Genomic DNA, 18,773 nt, shown 5'->3' on the forward strand with positions numbered 1-18,773 from the left:
GGCCGTACCGGGCTAGGCGACGACGCCAGCCAGCTTCGACAGCGGCTCGCCGAGCGCGTTGACCGCGTCCGACAGTTCCTTGCGCTTGGCCTCGTCGACGGTGTCGTAGGAAACGTAGCCCTCGCCCTGCCTGTACTTGGTCAGCAGGCCCTGGATCTTGGCGAACTCGCCGTCGAGGGTGCCGGCCAGCGCCGCGTCCTTCTCCGCCACGTACGGCTTGAGCAGGTCGAACGCCTTCTTCGCGCCGTCCACGTTGCCCACGAAGTCCCACAGGTCGGTGTGGCTGAACGCCTCTTCCTCGCCGGTGACCTTGCCGGTCGCCACCTCGTCGAGCAGTTCCTTGGCGCCGTTGGCGATCGAGGTCGGGGTGATCTCGGCCGTTCCGACCTTCGACTGCAGTGTCTTGAGGTCGGCCAGCAGCCGGTCGGCGTAGCGCTTGTCCTCGTCGGTGATCTGCCCGGTCGTCCACAACGTCTTCTCGATCCGGTGCCAGCCGGACCACTCCTGCCCCGGCTCCAGGTCCGCCTCGCGGGCGTCCATCTGCGGGTCGAGGTCGCCGAAGCTCTCCGCCACCGGCTCGATGGTCTCCCAGCCCAGGCGCGACTTCGGGTAGAGGTCCTTGGCCTTGGCCACGTCGCCGGCCTTGACCGCGTTCACAAACTCGGTGGCGATCGGCAACATCCGGTCCACCGTCTCGGTGGTGAACGCGCGGTAGTGCGCGACGGCCGTGGCCAGGCGCGGGTCGACCGGCTTCTCGGCGGGCGTACCGGCGACCGTGATCGTCTGCCGGATGCCGTCCCCCTTCATGCCCGGCTTGCAGGCGACCTCGTACTTGCCGGCCTTGATCTCGAAGGTCAGCGTCGCCGACGTGCCGGGGCCGATGTTCTCCCGCTCGGTGACGATCCGGTCGCCCTGCGCGTAGACGTAGAGCTCGGTGACCTGGCTGCCCTTGTTGGTCACCTTGATGCTGTTCTTGCCGGCCGACCAGTCCTTCTTCGCGACGTCGCACGACTTGTCCTTCGCGGTGACCTTGACCGCGTCGCCGGAGGAGGAGTCGTCACCGCCGCACGCGCTGAGGGCGAGCGGGAGCGCGAGCAACAGTCCGGTACCCAGCACACGGGCGGCGGGGCGGCGACGGACGACAGACATGGACTCTCCCGGGGACGAGACAGCGCGAAGACGGGTCGAGGCCCGGCAGACGGATGGCGTGGGGATGCGTCGCGCCCGACACGGCGGGACACACCGGGTCGAACACGCATACACAAAGCGGGTGTTCAAATGCGACGAAAGGCAGTTATTAGGCAAGGCTAACCAAGCCTAGGCTTGGCTTATTTTGTCAGCCGAATGCCCCCATACGGTCAAGCCGGGGTAAAGGCCCGCGCCGGCGAAAGTGGATCACGTCACGTCGCCCGCGACTGCCACCCGACCCCGCCCCCATCACGTGCCGAGGGGTGGGATCCCGCCCGCGGCGCGGCCCACGACGGCCCGCGACGACCCGGACGAGACGACCGGCGGGACACGTCGGTGACCGGAATGGAGCCGAGGGCTAGGACCATTGGTTACTCATGAGTAGCATGGGGCCCGAACCCATCGCAGGAGGAGTGTGCGCTCGTGCCTCGTAACGTCCGGGACGTCGTCTTCGTAGACGGCGTCCGTACCCCCTTCGGCAAGGCCGGCCCCAAGGGCATCTACCACGAGACGCGAGCCGACGACCTCGTCATCGCGTGTATCCGTGAGCTGATGCGCCGCAACCCGTCGCTGCCGCCGGGCCGCGTGGACGAGGTCGCCATCGCGGCCACCACGCAGATCGGCGACCAGGGCCTGACCATCGGCCGCACCGCGGCGCTGCTCGCGGGGCTGCCGCGCGAGGTGCCCGGCTACTCGATCGACCGCATGTGCGCGGGCGCGATGACCGCGGTCACCACGGCCGCCGGCAGCATCGCGTTCGGCGCCTACGACGTCGTGGTCGCGGGCGGTGTCGAGCACATGGGCCGCCACCCCATGGGCGAGGGCGCCGACCCGAACCCGCGGATCATCTCCGAGCAGCTCGTGGACCCGTCCGCGCTGGTCATGGGCAACACCGCGGAGAACATCCACGACCGCTTCCCGCAGCTCACCAAGGAGCGCGCGGACAAGTTCGCCGTCGGCAGCCAGGACAAGGCCGCCAAGGCGTACGCCGACAACAAGATCCAGCCCGACCTGGTGCCGGTCGCGGCCCGCTCGATCGAGCAGGGCTGGGGCCTGTCGAGCGTGGACGAGCCGATGCGCCCGGGCACCACGCTCGAGGGCCTCGGCGCGCTGAAGACCCCGTTCCGTCCGCACGGCCGGGTCACCGCGGGCAACGCGGCCGGCCTCAACGACGGCGCGACCGCGTGTCTGCTCGCCTCCGAGGACGCCGCGCGCGAGCTGGGCCTGCCGATCAAGATGCGGCTCGTGCAGTTCGCCTTCGCCGGCGTCGAGCCCGAGGTGATGGGCATCGGCCCGGTCCCGGCCACCGAGAAGGCGCTGGAGCGGGCCGGCCTCACCATCGAGGACATCGGCCTGTTCGAGCTGAACGAGGCGTTCGCGGTCCAGGTGTTGTCCTTCCTGGACCACTACAAGATCGCCGACGACGACCCGCGCGTGAACAAGTACGGCGGCGCGATCGCCTTCGGCCATCCTCTCGCCTCGTCCGGCGTGCGCCTGATGACGCAGCTCGCGCGCCAGTTCGAGGAGCACCCCGAGGTTCGCTACGGCCTGACCTCGATGTGCATCGGGCTCGGCATGGGCGGCACCGTCATCTGGGAGAACCCGAACTGGACCGCGAACACCGCGAACTCCGAGGGGAACGACAAGTGAGCGACCTGACCCGACTGGCCGCCGAGGTCTTCCCGGACGAGCTGGTCTCGCACTTCCCCGTACGCGTGCTCGATCTCCCGGGCGGCGCGGGCAGGTTCGCGCTGATCACGATCGACAACGGCTTCGACCACACCAAGCCGAACACGTTCGGCCCGGCCGGTCTGGGCGAGCTGAACGCTGCGATCGACAAGGTCGAGGCGATGGCCGCGGCGGGCGACATCGTCGCGGCGGGCGTGACCGGCAAGCCGTTCATCTTCGCGGTCGGCGCCGACCTCAAGGGCGTCGAGAAGGTCGGCCTGCGCGAGCACGCGCACGCCATCGGCAAGGCCGGCCACGACGTGTTCAAGCGGCTGACCACGCTGTCGGTGCCCACGTTCGCGTTCTACAACGGCGCGGCGATGGGCGGCGGCGTCGAGATCGGACTGGCCTGCACGTACCGCACCATCTCCACCGCGGTGCCGGCCTTCTCGCTGCCCGAGTGCTTCCTGGGTCTGGTCCCCGGCTGGGGCGGCTGCGTGCTGCTGCCGAACCTGATCGGCCCGGACAACGCGGTCACCGTGATCATCGAGAACGCGCTGAACCAGAACCGGCAGCTCAACGGTCCCAAGGCCTTCAAGCTCGGGATCGCGGACGCGCTGGTGGACTCGGCCGACTTCCTGGCCCAGTCGCTGGTGTGGGCGGGCAAGGTCGTCTCCGGCGAGATCGTGGTCGAGCGGCCGGAGATCGACCGCGGCGCCGGTTGGGACGCGGCGATCGCCCGAGGTCGCGAGATCGCCGACTCGAAGGTGCACGGGGCCTCCCCCGCGCCGTATCGCGCGCTGGAGATCATCGACGCCGCGCGCACGGCCCGGTTCGGCGATGTCGCCTCCCTCCAGGCCGGCTTCGACGCCGAGGACGACGCGCTCGCCGATCTGATCATGGGCGACGAACTGCGCGCGGGGCTGTACTCGTTCAACCTGATCCAAAAGCGCGCCAAGCGCCCGGCCGGCGCCCCCGACCGGCAGCTCGCCCGCCCGGTCACCAAGGTCGGCGTGGTCGGCGCCGGGCTGATGGCCTCGCAGCTCGCGCTGCTGTTCGCGCGTCGCCTGCGGGTGCCGGTCGTGCTGACCGACATCGACCAGGAGCGGGTGGACAAGGGCGTCGGCTACGTGCACGCCGAGGTCGACAAGCTGCTGCTCAAGAAGCGGATCTCGGCGGACGCCGCGAACCGGCTCAAGGCGCTGGTGACCGGCTCGCTGACCAAGGACGCGTTCGCGGACGCCGACTTCGTGATCGAGGCCGTGTTCGAGGAGATGTCGGTCAAGCAGCAGGTGTTCGCCGAGGTCGAGGCCGTGGTCTCGCCGACCTGCATCCTGGCCACCAACACCTCGTCCCTGTCGATCACCGAGATGGCCTCGAAGTTGGCGCACCCCGAGCGGGTCGTGGGCTTCCACTTCTTCAACCCGGTCGCGGTCCTGCCGCTCCTGGAGATCGTGCGCGCGGAGCAGACCGACGACGGTGCGCTCGCCACCGCCTTCGCGGTCTCCAAGCAGCTCAAGAAGACCTCGGTCCTGGTCAAGGACGCCCCGGCGTTCGTGGTCAACCGCGTCCTCACCCGCTTCCTGGGCGAGGTGCTGGCCGCGGTGGACGAGGGCACCCCGATCGAGATCGCCGACAACGCGCTGGCCCCGCTGGGCCTGCCGATGTCCCCGATGGTCCTGCTCGAACTCGTCGGGCCGGCGATCGCCGCGCACGTCGGCGAAACCCTGCACACGGCCTTCCCGGACCGCTTCGGCGTCTCGCCCAACCTCGAGCGTGTGGTCAAGGCCGGGAAGCGCTCCTTCCTGACCTGGGCCTCGGGCGCCCAGGAGGTCGACCCCGAGGTCGCCGCGCTGCTGCAGGTGGGCGACTCCCCCTCCACGGAGGAGCAGGTCCGCGACCGGGCGTTGGCGGCCCTGGCCGACGAGATCAACCGCATGCTCGAAGAGGGCGTCGTCGCCGCCCCGCAGGACATCGACCTGTGCATGATCACCGGCGCCGGCTGGCCCTTCCACCTGGGCGGCATCACGCCGTACCTGGACCGCGCCGGGGTCAGCGAGAAGACCCTCGGCAAGCGCTTCCTCCCGGCGGGCGCGGCTTCGGTGCCGCGCTAGTCGACAACGTGCGAAGGGCGGCCCTGCTCCATCGGGCCGCCCTTGGCGCGCGTGTCGGACGCGGTCGGACGCGCCGGCATCGCGGTGTCGGTGCGCGCCGTGCGCGCCTGCTCGATCACGCCGCCCGCAGCAGCTCCGCGACCAGGAAGTCGAGAACCGTCTCCTCTTCGAGCTTGACGCCCGACGCGAGCATGGTCGGGGTGAGTTCGGGGTCCCATGTGGCGTTGTGGGGGCCGCCCGCGAGGGGCTCCAGTGGGGTGGCGTGCCTTCGGGCCAGACCGACGCCTGCTTCGTAGTCCGCGGTTGCCATCCGCCACGGCGAGGCGCCGAAACGGCGCAGCACCCGGTCGGCCATCGCCAGGCCCGGCCAGTCGAAGTCGCCGTGGTAGCGCAATCGGGCGCCGGCCCCGGCGAGGGCTTCGAGCAGGGTGATCACCACGGTCGCCGGGTTGCCGGCGGTACACACGAGCGCGGCTCGCACGCCGCGATCGGCGGCGACCTCGACCACCCGTGGGTTCTCGCAGACGTAGACCCGCGTCCCCGGCGGAACGGGCGGACCGGCCAGCCGACGGATCTCCCGCATGCTCAGATGCGTCTCGTATCCCGCGTCCGCGCGCTCGCGCAGCAGTCGAGAGGCCGGACTCGAACCCGGGGGCCGCAGACCGAGGGTCAGCACGGTCGCCGAGACCTCGTCGGTGACCGCGCCGGCCGTTCGCCACAGGTCACGCCGGCCCGGCGCGTGGGCGGGGATCTCACCCCGCGCGTGTCGAAGCGCCAGCCCGCGCAGCACGATCCGGGCCAGGAGCGTGCCATCGTCGAGCCCGTGCGCGGTACCGGTGACCAGGGCGGCCAGGTCGCCGCGACCGACGGGGCGATCGGGGTCGATGGTGGTCAGGACTCGGGCGCCCTGTTCGATCAGCCGCAGGGCGGCGGCCGTGTCCAGGCGGGCGAGGGTACCGGAGCGGCGTACGGACTCGACCCAGTCTCGGTCGGCGATCGTGGCGGCCTCGTCCCACAGTCGCGTCGTGGCGTCGCGGGCGCTGAGGCGTTCGCCCCGGCGGTCGCGGATGGGGCCGCCGAGCGCTTCGAGCGCGGGGATCAAACCGCCTGCGGTGGCGCGCAGTCGGGCGTCGACGTCGGCGAGCGCCACCGTGACGTTTCCGGTCGGCGACACGGACCTACCGAGCAGCATCGACAGTTCACGGCGTTCGGCCTGGTCCCAGTGCCCGCCGCGGATGTGGCCTTGCACGGTGCGGCCGTTGCCCTCCAGACGGGCACGCAGGCGTTGCCACAAGCCGGCGAGTTCGGGGCGGGCGAGCCAGGCCACGGTGGCCGGGGAGAGCTCCGGCGATGTCGGGATCTGCGGCGGATCGACGCTCGCCGTGCCACCGGGCGGGTTCGAACTCACGTCGCCACCAGGCGCTTGCGGGAGCCGTCCCAGGTGAAGTGGAGGGTTGCCACCCCGCGATGGTGCGGGTCGCGCAGGCATTCGTAGATGTGCAGCGACGGCACCTCGCGGAAGGTGCCCCACAGGCGTTCGCTGGTCAGTACGAAGTCGAGATCGAGCCGGACCAGGAGGCCCAACAGGCGCCCGTGCGTAGGTTCGTCGACCTTGGCGAACGCGTCGTCGAGCAGGATCATCCGCGGCGCTTGGACGGCACCGGCCGCGACCGACTCGAAGTGCGCGGCGGCGGTGGCGAACAGGACGAGGTAGGAGATCACCCGCTGTTCGCCCTGGCTGAGGCCGGTCCGAGCGTTGAGGGCGCGTGCGCTGCCGGGGCGCGCGTCGTCGAGAACCTGGACACCGAAGGCGTGCCATTCGCGGTAGTCCAGGGCCCGACGCAGGTGCAGGGCGTAGCCGGCGGTGGGGTCCTTGAGACGTTCGGCCTCGATCAGCCGCTGGAGCACGGTCCGCAGGCTTTCCGCGTGTTCGCGCGAGCGCAGCGCGGCGGGTCCGTCCAGCAGGTCGACCGCGGCGCGGGTATCGGCGTCGGCGTCCTCCCGGATCTTCCACACCAAGCGCGCGCCGAGGCCGTGCGAGGTGCGGACGCCGTCCAAGGTCTCGTTCATCAACGCGATCAGCGCCTTCGCCGCGAACACCTGACCGGTGAGGTTGTCACCCAGCTCGCCCAGCAGGTACTTCTCGAAGACCTCGCGCTCGCGCTCGGAGAGGCGGTTGCGGGCGTCCTGGGCCTGCCCGGCCAGTCGCAGTGCGATCAGGGCCACGTCGTGCCGCCCGTGGTCGTCGGCTATGTGGCACAACTTGACCCCGTCGGTCTCGGTCAACGCGGCGTCGTAACCGCCGCGCAGGCCGGCCCGGAGTTCGGTGTACCGGTTGAGCAGGGTCGTATCGGAGACGTCCTTCGTCGGCGCGCCGAGCCGCTCGCGAATCTCCCGCAGGAGGCCGTCGAGGGCGCGGATCCGGGCGCGGACATCGGTGCCGGGCGGCTCGGGCGCGATCAGCGCCTCGACGCCGTCGAGACCGGCGCCGCGCTGGACCTCGGGCAGCGCGAGCGCACGGCGCAGGTCCGCGCCGGCGTCGACCACGGCCTCCTCCAGGGCACTCAGATCCGCCTTGCGGGCGTCGCGTTCGGTTTCGGCTCGGATGGCCTCGTCGTGGATCCTCGCCACGGCGCGCTCCGCGGGGCGGATCTCGCCGCGGGCCTCCTCCAAGCGCCGGGACACCTCCCGCTCGCGGGCCAAAATGGCCTGCGGGTCCTCACCGAGCGCGGCCTCCAGTACGGCCAGCCCGGCCCGTTCCTCGGCGAGGTGCAGCAGGCTGTCCTCATGCGCGGCAACCAGGCGATCGTGCTCCTCGTGGGCCGTTCGCCATCCATCGCGCGCGTCCCGATGCGGCGCGAGTGCGTCGCGCGCCGCGAGGACGCGCCGACGCAGTCCCTCGACGTCGTGTCGGACCCGATCCACGAGCCCGCGCAACCTGGCCAGTTCGGCCTGTTCGGCGGGCAGCGCGTGTGCGGTCGCGTAGGCGTGGGCGCGCTCTCGACACGTGACCTCGACGACCCGCTTCGCGTCCGCGTCCCGGCGGGCGACGGCCAACCCGGTCGCCAGGTCACGCGACTGTTCGCGGGCCTCGCCGAGCCTGACCCAGGCCGCGTGCAGATCGCGGCCCGAGGGCAGGGCGCGAAGCAGGGCACGCAGTTCCTCACGCCGGCGATCGAGGCCGGCGAGCGCGGCCTGCCGGCTCTCGTGTTCGACTCGGGCGTTCTCGATCCGGATGACGAGCTCGGCGAGCCGCCGGCGCCGGGTCGCGGCGCGAACCTCGGCTCCGACGTACTCGGCCTGTGCCTTGGTGTACGTTCCGGTTGCCACGCCGAGTTTCCAGGTGCCGTCGGGAGCGATCCGGCTCGTGCCCTCGTGCACACCGATCGAGCGCAGCAGCGCCCGAACCTGACCACCGGTCACGCCGCTCTCCGGCACGGACACCGGGACGAGCAGGTCGTCCAGGCTCTGCCCGCCGATGGCACCCGCCGGCACCAGGAGCACGTCGCGGGTGTCCGCGGCCAACACTCGGCCCTCGGCGGTGACCCAGCCATCGAGCAGCCCCGATGCCTCCAGCGCGGCCTCCAAGCCCGCCCGTTCGGCATCGCTCAGGTGGACGGCGAAATCGACGAGGCGGTACAGCGGCGCACCGGTACCCGGTGCCCGGAGCGCCGATCGGAACCGTCCGGCGGCAGGCATCGAGTCGACTCGGCGGGTCCACTCGTCGTGCTCGGCGCGAAGCGCGGCGAGTTCGCCGGCCGCGGTCCGGACCTGTTCGCGAGCCTCGTCGCGATCCGCGTCGAGCGCGACGACCAGCGGATCCACCACCATCCGCGCGGCGCGCTCGACGTCGTCGTACGTGTCGGCCGGCAGCGCGCGCTCCGCCAGGGGCAGCGAATCGTCCTGCGCCGCGGTCACCAGCGTCACGATCGGCGCCGCCAGGTCCGCGAGCGGGTGCGCCCACGCGCGGACCCGCTCGGCGAACACGGCGCCGGCCTGCTCCACCTCGGCCGTGTGCCGGTCGATGCGCAGCCGCGCGTGCTCCACCTGGGTGTCCAGGCGCTCGACGTCCGAGGCGGCGGTCCGCGCCGCCTGACCGGCGTCGAGCGCCGCCACCAAGTGCCGATCGAGTTCGCCGACGGCACGCAGTCGGGCCCGGACCACGGGGCCGGCCGCTTCCAGTCGGCTCGCCCACTCCTCGATGGCCGCACGCAGCGGTTCGACATCCACTGCGATCACCCCGGGGGCGAAGGTCTCGACGGGGGTGGTCGGTGCGACGCCGGTCGTGGTGGCGTCGAGCCCGGCGGGTACGACCGTTCGAACGAGCGCGCGGTGTTCGGCTCCGAGATCCTTGACCGTGCCCGCGATCCGTTCGAGGTCGGCCGCGAGCCGGGCAGCGGCGGCCTCCTCCGCCCGACGGGCGGTGTCGGCGGCGCGGCCGGCGGACCGGGAGGCGTCCTCGATCGCCTGGACCCGCAGCGTACGGTCCTGGATCTCGGTCAGACTCCGGTAGGCGGCACTCTCCTGGAGGGCCCGCAACTCCGCCGTGGCGGCGCGGAACAAGTCCCCCCAGTGGGTGAGTACTTCGGTGCGCCGGTCCTCTTCGGCGCGCAGGTCGGCGGCCTTGCGCTCACTGTCCCCCGCGGCCCGCCGACCGGCGGCCAGACCGGTCAACCGATCGGCCACCCTGTCGACCCGGCCTCGGAGCACTCCGTGCAGATATCCCTGATAGCCGGTCAGGAAACGAGCCAGAGCCCGGTCCAGCTCTTCGAGATCGTGGAGGTCGTGCCGGATGGCCGCCAGGTCGTCGAGATGCTTGGCGACCATCGCCAGGATGTCCTCGTCCAGCGGCGGCAGCGCCTCGGTGAGGACGGCGGTCAGGCCACCGGCCTCGATCCGGTCCCCCACAGTGGGCCGGCGCAGGCGGTGCAGGAGATGGGTCAGGCTGCGGTAGCGGGCGACGTCCGTGAGGCCGAACAGATCCCGGGCGACCCGGGTGCGATGCTCGGCCGCGCGATCGGTGACGTTGGCCGCGCCGACTGCCTCCTTGAGGCGGTCGATCCCGAGCGGTTGTCCGTTCTCGACGAGCGTCAAGTCGTGGTCCACGCGCCGGCTCGTGACGAAGAAGAAGGGTTTGGCCTCCTTCGTCGAGTTGGACGCGCGCACGGCCGCGCCGAGGGTGATGTGCCGGAGGGCGCCATCGCCGTCAACGCGTTCGAACTCGACCCACAGGTAGCCGAGCCGATTGGTCGCGGTATAGCCGTCGAGCATCAGCCACTTGAGCGTGGTCCGCCCGGTGCCCATCGCGTCGATCGAGCGCTGTTCGCCGTCGAGCAGGTAGGGCAGCAACATCTCGAGCGCCTTGGACTTGCCCGCACCGTTCTTGCCGCGCAGCAGCATCCGGCCGTCGGCGAAGTCGAAGCGCGCGTCGTCGTACTGCCAGACGTTGCGGATGCCCGCGCGGGAGAGGCGGAATCGGTGCGGGTGTCGCGGGAGGGCGAGGGGAATCGGCACTGTCACAAAGGGATACCTTCCTGAACCGCGCGGGGCTGCCGCTCGCGGACGCGGGCGGCATAGCGGGCGGCGATCGCGGGGACCTCCCACACGACCCCCTCCTCCCCGGCCACGGGTCTCCGCAAGAGCCTCATGTGTGCCAGGAGTCGGGTGACCTCGTCACGAAGGCGGGTGGGGTTCTCGATCAGATCGCGCTGCCACCCGGCCTTACGCCCATACTGCGCCACGAGCGCCGCGAGTGTCTCGTCGATCACCGGCTCGGCCGCGAAGACCGCGGCGGTCGGCTCGTGGGGACGCAGCCGGGCGACCAGACGTTCGATCAGCAGCAGCGCCGCCTGGGCGACCGTTCCTCGGCCGGGGAAAGCCAGATCGGACAACTCGTCGGCGGGGTCGAACAAGGCGACGCCCTCGGCGCGGATCTCCGCGTGCAGGCCGAGGAATTCCTCGAACGTGCGGGCCTCCCGCCGCTGATTCCTGCGCAGCCAGTCGTCCTCGTCCGCATCGAGTTCGTCGCGAAGGACGACGGGGGTCTCCGCCAAGCGTCGACGGACCGCCACGCGCACGCCGTGATGGCCCGGTTCCCGGGCGAGCGCGACCAGGTGCGCGGCGTCGTTCGCCTGTCCGAGCGGGCCGGCGATCAATGCCCGGGCGAGGTCGCGGTCGACGCTCAGCAGTGCCTCCGCGTCCTCCTTCTCGACGTAGTCGCCGAGGTTGCCGTCGACCTCGACCAGTACTCCCCACAGCACGAGTTGGCGCAGAGCGGCGGTGAGCGTGCGACGCTCGACCTGCCGGCCCGCGTCCTCGAGTTCGATCCGGGCGTCGACCGCCGCGCCGCGGATGTCGGTGACGAGTTGGGACAACAACACCTGATCGGACGCGGTGACCAGCGCCGCGAGGCCGAGAGTGAGGTAGGCGTAGGTCCGCGGATTGAACGGCGTCCCGGTGGAGCGGGTGAGCCCACGCCCCGCGCCCGCTCCGGGCCCGGCCTTCAGCAGCCGGGCGAAACGCGCCTCGACAACGACCTCGTAGCCGAGGAACCGACGAAAAGCGGTGGTGAGCCACTCGGCGTGCCGGCGGATCGCGGCGAACTCGTCGCGATGCGGTCCGTCCGCGAGCACCAGCGCGTCGGCGAGCAGTCGTCGAGCCGCGATACGTCGCTCGTCCGCGATCGCGGCGTCGTGGTCGAGGTCGCTCATCGACTCTCCCGGACCGTGGAAAGGCCCCAATCGGCGCCGGCCCGGCCGAGCAGGAGGCGTAGTCCCTCGATCTCGAAGTCACCTTCGGCGCTGCGTACCACCGTGCGAGCCGCGGGTTCGACGCGCAGCCCGAGCGCGATATCGAGCTCTTCGAGGTCGCAGCGGGCGCCGTCGAGGGCGGCGAGATCACCACTCACGCTGCCCAGCGCGCCGGTGAACAACTCCTCGAACAGCCCCTTGGCCGCCGTGGAGAGCCTGGCCCGCTCGAACTGGCCGGCCACTGCCCGCAGTTCGGCGGCAGCCTCGGTTCGAGCGGTCGCCTCGGCGTGGGCGCGTGCCATCAGGTGGGCCTTTTGCGCGGTGTGGTCCTCGACCGACGCCGCCCGTCCGCGTTGCGACCGCTCACCGCGCTCGCGCAGGGCGAGCGGCACCTCCGCCACCGGTCCCTCCCACCAGCTCGTTCCGGCGGGAACCGTTTGGTCGAGGTCCCCGGCCACGCCCAGCCGACGTGCCCCGTAGAGCCCGAACGCCGCCGCGTACAGGTCATGAGCGCCGGCCTCGTCGCACGCGTCGAACCAGGCGGCGAGTCGGATCAGATCGCCGCGCCGGGACTGCCCCGAAGTGGTCGAGCGGATCATCCGCTTGGCGTTGGCGAGCAGCGAGCCGAGCGCACGCATCGTCGCGGCCCGGAGCTGATCGACCTGACTGCCGCGCCCATCCGTGTCGACGAACCACGCGCGCAGCGCGTCCCAATCGGCGAGTTCGCGGCCACGACTGCGCTGTACCCGTGCGCCGGTGACCTCTTCGATGCCGGTCAGGCCGCCCCCGAGATCGTCGATCCGGCGCAGAAGGTCACCCAGATGCGGCCACAGCGCGTCGAGGGAGGCCCGGATGCGCGGCGTATGAAACGCCACGTCCGCACGGATGGCCTCGACGTAGTCGAGCAGCAGTGCCTTGAACCCGTGGTACTCGTCACCGTCGAGGTCGTAGCGCGCCAACACCTGCCCCAGGTAGGCATAGAAGTCCCGCACCGACTCGGCGAACTCACCGAACTGAACGAACAACGTGGCGACCGCGTCCCTGCCCTGCTCGGTGTCCACGCCACCGGGCGCCACCACCCCCAGAGCCAGCCCCGCCAGTTCCCGGTCCACCAGCGCGAGCAACTCGGCGGCCACCTCACGCGCCGCATCCGCCCAGGAGAGCACGTCGTCCACGTCCCGCTGGATGCGCTCGCCGAGCTTGGAGATCTGATAGCGCGCCCGGGCCCGCTGGAACTCGGCGATGCTGGCGGCCCGCACACGATGTGTACTGCGGATCAGGTTCCCCCAGCCGACCAGCGCGTCCAACCGAGCGGTCACGGTATCCAGGTCACCCCGGCCCAGCCGCTCTGCGACCTCGTGTGCCGACAGATCGGCCATCAACGAGGTCCCGAACAGTCGGACGATGGCGAGATAGTCGTCCCGCTCCGGCACACTCAGATAGCTGTACGCAACCAGCCGAGCCCGATTCTCCTGGTCGCCGTGCGTCATCCGCTCAGCCTAGGCGACCTCGGCCGGCCCCTCCCCGCGAAGCCGCCAAAAGCCACGGCCTCGGAGATCGGCTCTGCGGCGATCCGGGGAGTTCCCCCGTCGGAACCGACGGGGCCATCCATGCGGCGAACGCCACAGTGGCGGACATGAACGATGTGCCGACGGGGCCATCCATGCGGCGAACGCCACAATGGCGGACATGAACGATGTGGTGCGGGCCGTCTCGGCGGGCGAGTTGGAGCGGCTTCGGGAGATCGAGGTGGCGGCCGGGGTGGGCTTCGCGGCGGTGGGGATGCCGGAGATCGCGGCGGACGAGCCGCTGTCCGTCGAGGAGTTGGATGCGTATCGGGTCGGCGGACGGTGCCTGGTGGTCGGCGAACCGGCGCTGGCCTACGTGATCTGGGATCTCGTGGACGGCGCCGCGCACATCGAACAGGTGTCGGTGCATCCCGACGGGGCGCGGCGTGGACTGGGGCGGGCGTTGATCGATCGGGTGCAGGCGGACAGCGGGCTCGCGTCGACCCTGACCACATTTCGGGACGTGGCGTGGAACGCGCCGTACTACGCACGGATCGGATTCCGGGTGCTCGACCCGGGCGAGGTGACTCCGGGCCTGGCCGCGATCCGGGCCCACGAGGCGGCCATCGGGCTGGACCGGTGGCCGCGGGTGTGCATGCGACGGCCGTTCGCCGACCTGCGACTGTAGGGCGAGGCCCCGGAAGCACGGCGCGGGGGTGCCGCCCCGAAACCACGGCACTGAGCGACGCCCCGGAACCGCAGCTCCCGGGCGAAGGGAGAGCCCGCACCGAAGTCGATCTCTTCTTCGCACTGATTTTCGGATTTCCCTGCCGTTGCCGACAGCCGGTCGACTAGCTTCTGCGCATGACGGATGCGCTGGGTGCGACGGACGAGTCGGCCGAGGTCAGCGGGACGGACGAGGAAGTCGAGCCGGAACCGACACCCGAGCGCAAGCCCTGGTCGCGACGCCGCAAGGCGGTCGTGGGACTGGTCACGCTGCTCACGCTGTCACTGTTCGTGATCGGCGGATGTACGGCCTGGCTGCTCTACTCGCTGAACTCCAACATCAAGCGGATCGACGGGGTCTTCGATCGCTCGGGCATCCCCGCCGCGGGGCCGCGTCCGGCGGCCGATCCCGCCGCCGGCCGGGCGCTGAACATCCTGCTCGTCGGGATGGACGCGGCGGCGGCCGGTGCCGATCCCGAGGCGCTGGAGGGCCGACGCAGCGACACCATGATGCTTCTGCACCTGCCCGCCGGTCGGGCATCGATCTCGGCGATCTCGCTGCCGCGCGACTCGTGGGTGTCGATCCCCGGGCGCGGCGAGGCCAAGCTGAACGCGGCGTTCTCGTGGGGCGGGCCGGCGCTGCTCGTGGCCACCGTCGAGAACCTGACCGGGGTCCGGATCGACCACTACGCGGCGGTGGACTTCGGCGGCTTCAAGGGCATGGTCGACGCGCTCGGCGGGGTGACGGTGGACGCCGACAAGGGCGAGGCCAAGCTGGACGGCAACGAGGCGCTCAAGTTCGTGCGGCAGCGGTACGGGCTCGAACGGGGCGACCTCGACCGCGTCGCGCGCCAGCAGCAGCTCCTGGGCGCGATCGCGGAGAAGGTCACCGCGGAGGGCGTACTCGCCAGCCCGCTGCGGACCGAGAACCTGCTGCAGTCGCTGACCAGGTCGCTGACCGTCGACGACGACCTGAACTTCAAGGCGCTGCTCGACCTGGCCACCGACCTCAAGGGCATCAGCGAGTCCGACCTGGCGTTCCGCACCGCGCCGGTCGCCGGATTCGGCGAACGCGCCGGCGGCCAGAGCGTGGTCCTGCTCGACGACAAACGTTGCAAGGAGCTGTTCGCCGCGGTCCGCGCCGACATCCGGTGGCCGGAGCCGGCCCCCGGCGAACTGTGGCGGCCGTGAGCGCTCAGCGCAGTCGGTGCAGGGCCCGGCGGGCGGCCTTGGCCACGTCGGGATCGGGGTGGGTGGCCTCGGCGAAGCGCAGCACGTCCTCGGCGCACGGGTGGCCCATCGTCGCGAGTTCGCCGAAGACCACGTCGGCGCCCGGGCCCTGACTACCGGTCACCTCGGTGAGCAGGCCCAGTACGGCGGCCTCGTGCCGGCCGAGCAGCGCCGCGGCGGCATTGTCCGCGGTGAGCCAGGCCAGGGTGCGCAGCGTCGCGGGGGGCACGTCGCGGTCGTGGGTCAGGCGCCAGTTCCACACGTGCGGGGCGAGGGTGGGATCGGCGGCGGCCTCGGCGAGGGCGCGTTCGACGGCGGCCTCGGGGAGGTCCGCGTCACCCACGTGGGCGAAGAGCATGAGCCGCTCCGTGGGGCCGGCCGCGCCCGCGACCGCAAACAGTTCGGACAGCGCGGCATCGACCGGACGGCACGCGATCCAGCTCGCGAAGGTACGCGTGGCCACCGGTCGCGGCCACGCCCCCATCGCACCGAGCAGCCGGGCGCCCGACGCCGCGGTGTAGTCGTCGACGGTGGCGACCGGCAGCCCCTGCTCGCGGAACATCCGGTGCACGAGCGTGCCACCGAGGCCGGTCAACGTGATGCCCTCGGCGGTGCGCCGAACGATGCCGAGCGCCGCCAGCCGATCGGCAAGCAGGATCACACCGGCCCGAACCCGGCCGAGCAACTCGGCGGGCGTGCGATCCGCGATCGCGGGCGGGGTCGCGGGCGCGGGCTGGGTCGCGGGCGCGGCCCCGGGCAGGTGCGGGTCGGGCACAAGCGCGTCAGTCGCGGGCAGGTCGGTCGCAGGCGCGGCCGCAGGCGGGTCGGCCGCAGATGAGGACGAGGCGCTCACGGGCGTGCGCGGGTCGGTCGCGGGCGGGGTCGCGGGCGTGCGCGGGTCGGTCGCGGGCGGGTACCCGTCGCCCGCAGGCGCGGGCGCAGGCGAACTCGGCTCGGGCTCGGGCGCGGGCACGGGCGAAGGCGGGCATTCGTCGGCCGCAGGCGCAGACATGCGCAAGTCGGTCGCGTGCAGGTACCCGTCGATCGCAGACGCACACGCAGACGCAGACGAACTCGAGTCGATCGCATCCGCGCCCGCGCCGCACAGCCGGCCCAGTTCCCGGACCAAGTCGGGCGCGTCCAGGATCCGGCCGAGCGCGAACGCCTCGTCGTCGGCCGGCGGCTCGGCGGGCAACGTGCGCACCACGTGGTCGAGGTCGCGGCGCACCGCCAGACCGACGAACAGCGACACCGGGAGCGGACCACCGAGCTGGACCAAGCCGGTGAACAGCGACGCGGCGAGCCCCTCAGGAACATCCCATCGCTGCTCGTGGGCCTCGCCGAACGTCGCGTTGTCCTCGGCCACCACCACCATCGCGCGCGCGGCGAGCGCGATCAGCTCGCGGTCGCCACCCTCGCGCCACACCCGCAGACCGTCCGCGACGTGCACCGCGTCGTCGGCCAGGACCAGCAGGCCGGTGCCCAGTGCGAGCGTCCAACGCCGGTGCAGGGCGTGCTCGCCCCGGGCGGTACGGGGCGGGGCGGTGGCGGGACGGGGCGGCTGCGCGCGAATGCCGAGTTCGGCCATGACCCGGCGCGCGACCCCGCCCGCGAGTACCTCCTCGTGGGTGACCGGCAACGGCCCGTGCTCCGCCACGTACTCCGCGAGCGCGGCGGCCTGCGCGAGCAGCGGTGACATCCGCGCGGCCAGCGCGCACTCGGAGGTGGGCGGCACGTACAGCGGCGGCAGCGCGGGATCGGTCGGACCGCCACCCGGGCCGGTGAGCGGCGCGGGCACACCCAGCTCCAGGAAGCGAGTGCGCAGCCCGTACAGCCCCAGCGGGGTCAGCCGCACCGCCATGAACGGCGCCCCACCACCGACGAGCTCACGGATCTCCAGGACGCCGAACGCGCGCAGGTCGTCCATCTGATGAGCCAGCGTCAGGCCGGTGAACAGCGCCGGATCGGCGACCGATGGCGACCGCGGGCGGCCGTCGGGCGTATACGAGAGCAGTTCGAACAACCCGCCCATCGGCACCCATCGACCCGCGTGGTCGTACAGCTCCCGCAACAACTCGCGGATCACGTCGCCCCCGCGCAGCACGTGCCCGGCGCGACGCACCGCCGGTCGCCCGGTGGCCTCGCCCACCGCGACGCCCTCCCACAGGCTCGACCACACGCCCAGCACGTCGCGGGGTCGGCCGACCGCCAGCGCCCGGGCGAGCGCGCCGGCGGTCGCGACGGTGCGGCCGACCTCGATCAGGCCCGCAGCGCACGCGATCGACCAGACGTGGTGCAACGGCTCCACGTCACGCGCGCTGCGGACGCCCGCGATCGGTTCGATGCCCAGCAGCAGCGCGGCCTCGGCCGCGGGCGCCAAACGCAGGACCCCGGTCGCGGTGACCGGCCGGCCGCGACCGACCCAGCGGGCAAGGGTGAGCGCGGCGGCGAACGACGGCGCCGTCGACGCGGCCCGGGCCAGCTCGCGCTCGTCCGGCAACCGCACCGCCGGCAACGCCCTGCCTCGGCCGGGACCGGTCGCGTAGCCCGCCACGAACAACTTCTTCGCCGATCCCCAGCAGGTCGAATCGGCCATCCGAGCCGGGAGTTCGCCCTCGTGCCGATCCAACACCGCCAACATCGGGTCGAGCCGGTCGCTGTCCGGATGCAGGGGCCCGCGCTCGCGCAGGAACTCCAGAAACAGCCGCAACGCGGGCACGACCAGTCCGACCGTGTCGTCACGGGGCAGCGCAACGTGCGCGGGCACCAGCGTCTCCAGCAGCGCGTTCAGGTCGCCGGCGCGCCAGCGGGTGTGGTCGTCGAGCCGCAGACAGGCCACCCGCAGATCGAGCAGCGTGCCCAGGACGTCGATCATCCGCTCCGCGTCCCGGGCCGGTCGGCCCGCTCGCGCGAGCCACGTGCCGAAGTCGGCCACGATGCCGCAGGAATCGGGAGATAGCGCCACGTCGCAGAGCGTAGTGAGCGCCGCAGCCCCTTCGCATGGATTTCGGACAATCCATGCGAACCCCCAAGACCCGAAACCACCACCCCTCATGGGGCCGCCGAGCACACCACCATCCGCGCCTCCACCTACCGCAATTCCCGGGCGACGCCAGCGATCAGCCCCGAAATCATCCGTACCTGCGCCGACCGGCGTCCGCGCACGCGACGACGGTTCGCCACCCACAACCGCCGGCCCTCGCACCCGCGACCACTCGCGCCCGCGCCTGCGCCCATTCCCACCTGCGACCGCACCCGCGACCCTCCCAGCCGCGCCCTCGACCCACCAGCGCCTGCGCCTGCGTCCCCTCGCGTCTGCCCCACACCCGCGACCACGCCCCCACCTGCGCCTGCGCCCATCAACCCCCGCGCCTGCACCTGTGCCCGCAGGCGTCGCCACTCGCAGCCACCGGTGCCCACGCATGACGACACCCGCACCCGCCCCCCACAACCACCTGCGCCCGCGCCCGCGGCCGCGCTCACACTCGCAGGCGCCCCCACCCCGTGCGCCATGCCATTCCGCGCCCATCCCCAACGGTGATGTCCGCCACTTTTACTGACAGAGCGTCAGATCTCCAGCGGACCTGCGT

At 71.9% G+C, this 18,773-nt stretch carries 10 protein-coding genes; 4 read left to right on the top strand and 6 right to left on the bottom strand.

From position 1 onward, the window contains the following. Window positions 1-12: 12 nt before the first annotated feature. On the bottom strand, window positions 13-1,149 hold the full coding sequence (efeO, locus tag ACIBSV_RS06185) for an iron uptake system protein EfeO (protein WP_395859784.1): 1,137 nt from the start codon (window positions 1,147-1,149) through the stop codon (window positions 13-15). A 462-nt stretch (window positions 1,150-1,611) separates the two neighbouring features. Between efeO and ACIBSV_RS06190 the strand changes: the two genes are divergently transcribed. Beyond that, window positions 1,612-2,838, top strand: a complete 1,227-nt coding sequence (locus tag ACIBSV_RS06190; protein WP_395859785.1) for a thiolase family protein — start codon at window positions 1,612-1,614, stop codon at window positions 2,836-2,838. Further along, window positions 2,835-4,970 (top strand): 3-hydroxyacyl-CoA dehydrogenase NAD-binding domain-containing protein, encoded by a 2,136-nt coding sequence (locus tag ACIBSV_RS06195; RefSeq protein WP_395859786.1) that lies wholly within the window; start codon window positions 2,835-2,837, stop codon window positions 4,968-4,970. Before ACIBSV_RS06190 ends, ACIBSV_RS06195 begins: the two co-directional genes overlap by 4 nt. Before the next feature lie 115 nt (window positions 4,971-5,085). Here the strand turns inward: ACIBSV_RS06195 and ACIBSV_RS06200 are convergent, their stop codons facing one another. Genes ACIBSV_RS06200 through ACIBSV_RS06215 form a run of 4 tightly spaced genes read right to left on the bottom strand, consistent with a single transcriptional unit; the run spans window position 5,086 to window position 13,209 of the window. Then, entirely contained in the window at window positions 5,086-6,378 is a 1,293-nt protein-coding gene (locus ACIBSV_RS06200; RefSeq protein ID WP_395859787.1) for a TIGR02679 family protein, read from the bottom strand. Continuing rightward, window positions 6,375-10,490: a TIGR02680 family protein gene (locus tag ACIBSV_RS06205; RefSeq protein WP_395859788.1), complete on the bottom strand. Its 4,116-nt coding sequence runs from the start codon at window positions 10,488-10,490 to the stop codon at window positions 6,375-6,377. Before ACIBSV_RS06205 ends, ACIBSV_RS06200 begins: the two co-directional genes overlap by 4 nt. Beyond that, window positions 10,487-11,680 carry a TIGR02678 family protein gene (locus ACIBSV_RS06210; protein ID WP_395859789.1) on the bottom strand — a complete coding sequence of 398 codons (1,194 nt, stop codon included), beginning with the start codon at window positions 11,678-11,680 and terminating at the stop codon, window positions 10,487-10,489. The genes ACIBSV_RS06205 and ACIBSV_RS06210 overlap by 4 nt, the downstream gene beginning before the upstream one ends. Beyond that, window positions 11,677-13,209: a DUF2397 domain-containing protein gene (locus ACIBSV_RS06215; protein WP_395859790.1), complete on the bottom strand. Its 1,533-nt coding sequence runs from the start codon at window positions 13,207-13,209 to the stop codon at window positions 11,677-11,679. The genes ACIBSV_RS06210 and ACIBSV_RS06215 overlap by 4 nt, the downstream gene beginning before the upstream one ends. Window positions 13,210-13,408: 199 nt before the next feature. Here ACIBSV_RS06215 and ACIBSV_RS06220 point away from each other — a divergent pair, with 199 nt between their 5' ends. After that, window positions 13,409-13,915 (top strand): GNAT family N-acetyltransferase, encoded by a 507-nt coding sequence (locus ACIBSV_RS06220; RefSeq protein WP_395859791.1) that lies wholly within the window; start codon window positions 13,409-13,411, stop codon window positions 13,913-13,915. A gap of 176 nt (window positions 13,916-14,091) precedes the next feature. Beyond that, window positions 14,092-15,144 carry an LCP family protein gene (locus ACIBSV_RS06225; protein WP_395859792.1) on the top strand — a complete coding sequence of 351 codons (1,053 nt, stop codon included), beginning with the start codon at window positions 14,092-14,094 and terminating at the stop codon, window positions 15,142-15,144. A gap of 4 nt (window positions 15,145-15,148) precedes the next feature. Here the strand turns inward: ACIBSV_RS06225 and ACIBSV_RS06230 are convergent, their stop codons facing one another. After that, complete coding sequence (locus ACIBSV_RS06230; protein ID WP_395859793.1) at window positions 15,149-18,148, bottom strand: hypothetical protein; 3,000 nt, start codon at window positions 18,146-18,148, stop codon at window positions 15,149-15,151. Window positions 18,149-18,773: the final 625 nt, after the last annotated feature.

The sequence above is a fragment of the Embleya sp. NPDC050154 genome (assembly GCF_044460165.1).
Classification (GTDB): domain Bacteria; phylum Actinomycetota; class Actinomycetes; order Streptomycetales; family Streptomycetaceae; genus Embleya.